Source organism: Methanobrevibacter sp. (assembly GCF_045644645.1).
GTDB lineage: Archaea > Methanobacteriota > Methanobacteria > Methanobacteriales > Methanobacteriaceae > Methanocatella.
Genome location: NZ_JAZRHE010000108.1, coordinates 1 through 2,371 on the forward strand (window position 1 = coordinate 1; position 2,371 = coordinate 2,371).

The 2,371-nt window shown below is 29.1% G+C and carries 2 protein-coding genes; both read right to left on the minus strand.

The features are described from left to right. Window positions 1-2 precede the first annotated feature (2 nt). Window positions 3-713, minus strand: coding sequence for an IspD/TarI family cytidylyltransferase (locus tag ACKI4K_RS06105; RefSeq protein WP_407423278.1), 711 nt, complete (start codon window positions 711-713; stop codon window positions 3-5). A gap of 3 nt (window positions 714-716) precedes the next feature. Beyond that, window positions 717-2,312, minus strand: a complete 1,596-nt coding sequence (locus ACKI4K_RS06110; RefSeq protein WP_407423280.1) for an NTP transferase domain-containing protein — start codon at window positions 2,310-2,312, stop codon at window positions 717-719. Window positions 2,313-2,371: the final 59 nt, after the last annotated feature.

Genomic DNA, 2,371 nt, shown 5'->3' on the forward strand with positions numbered 1-2,371 from the left:
ATTTAACTACTTTTATTATTTTTCATCATCACATAACCTTTAAACAAATCCAAATCCTCTTTTGTAGTGATTTTAAAATTTATTTGATTGCCTTTTGAAAGATAAATTTCACGATTCATATAATACATCAGTGTTGTGGTGTGAGGTTCAACTTTATCAAGATATCCGTTTTCAATAGCTTCATCATATAACTGAGTTACATAACCAAATTTGAAACATTGGGGTGTGTTATGAATAATAACTTTGTCTCTATCAATCCAATTAATTGATTTGTCCCCATCATTGCTTCCCAAAAGGAATAGAGAAGATATTGCCGGTGATGAATTTCCTTTTTCTTTACATACCTGTATAGCATCACTAATTACATAATCAGATGTAAATGGGGAAGCACCATATTGGAACAAAACAATATCCTCATCATTTAATTCACTTTTTAGGTTATTAATTCCATTAATCATAGAATTTTGAAACTCTTTGCCTCCGGGAGTGATCCACTTAACTTTATGTAAATTATATTCATCAACTAATTTTTTTAAATAGATTATGCAAGATTCAACACAGACAACTTCAATAGCATCAATTTCAGGATGATTTTGATAAATTTCAATTGTGTAAACCAAAACAGGTTTATCGAATACTTTAACAAATTGTTTTGGTTTGTCTGCACCAAAACGCTTACCTATTCCGCCAGCTAAAATAACAGCTATATTCATATTTTATAGCTCCTTATAACTTTCTATAACATCATCTATATGGTTTTCAATGTATCTAAATGAAGTCAATAAGAAAAATCCATCTTCTTCATCCATACTGCTTCTAAACAAAGGCCAACTAATCCAATAAAGTGCAGTTAAAATAGATTGGCCCATAATATGCCTATGTTCCAAAGGAGTTAAATCACGCCCATAATATTCTTTTAAAATAAATTCTATTTCCTCTTCAGTAAAGTCATATCTGGTTATGAGACCGCAAATATCATTGGCAGGATCATTTACGCTGGAGTACTCCCAGTCAATTAAATAAAATTCCCCATCGGAAGTTGGAAGTAAGTTAGGATAATAAATATCATGATGACTAACAACTGGTTTAATATCATATTTTTCTCTTTCAGATTTAACAAGCTCATTAACAATATCTATTTTATCAAACATTTCTTTAAATTCTCTAAATAAATCCCCTTTTGTGGCACAAGCAAGTGTAATTAACTTTTTACCTTCAACCACATTATCAAATTCTTTAATTTCATCAGTGACAGGAATTTCGTGAGTTTTATGAATAGCATCCATTAGTTGCTTACGGTGTGTAGGATTATTTAAATCAAAGGGAACAATATTCGGGAGAAAATGGGAAATTTTCCAGCCGGTAGGGTCAATATAAATTAATGAATTATCAATACCTAATTTTTTTGCGTAATTTTGAGAATAAACCTCATTACTCCGTTTGGAATAATACTTATCACTGCCTCCAGGGTGTCGATAAACATAGTCTTCGCCCCCAACAGTGAATTTGAAGGAAACATTGGTGAAACCTGCGTTAATTATATCAATATCCACAATATCATTAGGATGACAATCAAATACTTTACATATATTTGAAACAATATCAGAATCAACATTCAATAAAAAATCAGAATCAAATTCCCTTAAATCATCAACACTATCAAATTCTAATATTTCACCATTTTCATATGTTTTCATTGAAAGAGTCAATTCTTTAATATGTTTTGCATAAAATTCTTCCCAAAACATATTATTAATACCAAAATCTTTAATTTCTTCTTCTAATAATTCTAGGAATTTATTTGAAAATGTTTCATTAAAATAACCATGCCCTATCATGGCATGAGAGTCTTCACCACCCATATAGCATCCAGTAATTATGTTTGCATCTGAATAATCAACAGAAAACTCCTCAAAATAACCATTGATATATGTACATGCACGATAAGATTGATTTAAATCATTTCCATCAATAAATGGGTTTTCTAAAAAATAATGATCTGCACAACAAATAAAAGTATTTGCCAAGTATTCTCTTGCAACATACATTGAATAAATATTTCCAAATCGAGCATATTTGTTATTCATAATTAAATTGACTTCAGGATATTTTCTTTCCAAATAAAAGAATTTTTCTTTCATATATCCTATGACAACATAGATATCTTCAATACCTGCTTCAATTAATTGTTCGATTTGTCTTTCAATTAAAATCTGATTCTTAACAATGAAAAGACCTTTGGGTTTTTCATATGTAAATGGTGCAAAATTATTAGATTTGCCCGCAGCCAGTATAATTGCGTTCTTTTTCATTTGAAATACCTCATAATATACTAAAAAGAAAAAATAATATAATTTAATATTTTATTTTT

What these genes read in the sequence shown, in the direction of transcription:
- ACKI4K_RS06110 (WP_407423280.1), bottom strand. Translation starts at nt 2,312, where the DNA reads ATGAAAAAGAACGCAATTATACTGGCTGCGGGCAAATCTAATAATTTT.
- ACKI4K_RS06105 (WP_407423278.1), bottom strand. Translation starts at nt 713, where the DNA reads ATGAATATAGCTGTTATTTTAGCTGGCGGAATAGGTAAGCGTTTTGGT.